Source organism: Blastopirellula marina (assembly GCF_002967715.1).
Classification (GTDB): domain Bacteria; phylum Planctomycetota; class Planctomycetia; order Pirellulales; family Pirellulaceae; genus Bremerella; species Bremerella marina_B.
Genome location: NZ_PUIA01000076.1, coordinates 1 through 702 on the forward strand (window position 1 = coordinate 1; position 702 = coordinate 702).

Sequence of the window (702 nt, forward strand, 5' to 3'; positions counted from 1 at the left end):
TCCTATTTTAGGTGGCTGCAGTCGCCTTTCGGGTTAGGTCCAGGAGGCGGTGGAAGTTATGGACGATGGCGTGCCAGAGGGCGACCGATTTGGCTTTGATTTGGCCGCGGACGTTGAAGCTCCACAGGCCGCGATTGCGACAGCTTGCGTTGGAGAGTTCAGCGGAACTGGCTCGGTTCTTATAAATCGCTTTCGCATTTTCGGTTCCCATTCGCGCTCGCCATGCTTTGACTCCCTCGCTGTCCCCTTTCACGGGGGCGTGCGGATCTTGCCCTTTCTCACGCTTCTTCGCTTCATCGACGATCGGCAAGTAAGTCGCCGTTCCGTTCGCTTCCAGATGCGTAATCGCCGCCAAGTTCACGAACCCGCCGTCCGCTAGATATTCCTGCGGATGCTGTTGATAACGCTGGGCGATTTGTTCGTACATCGGCAGAAGCTGACCGCCGTCGGTTCCTTCCTGGGTCACATCGACGCCGACGATGACGCCCGTTTCCGTCGTCGTCGCGAACTGCACGTTAAACGCTGGCCGAAAGCCGCCGTCTCCCATTTTCATCTTGCGTGCCTCGGGATCGGTCGTTGATGCGCGGGCGTTCTTGCCCGAGCCTTTCTCGCGGCGTTCCATTTTCGGCTCTAAACTCTGGCGTGCGTCGAGCGCGGCTTGAACGCGTTCTACCCGTTCGCGGGCTACTCGCTCTCGACTGG

General features: G+C 59.0%; 1 protein-coding gene. It reads right to left on the reverse strand.

Translation table 11 applies throughout. The features are described 5' to 3' along the window. Positions 1-7 precede the first annotated feature (7 nt). Positions 8-702 (reverse strand): transposase (locus tag C5Y96_RS23725; protein WP_146115785.1); only part of this gene is annotated, 695 nt, incomplete at its 5' end.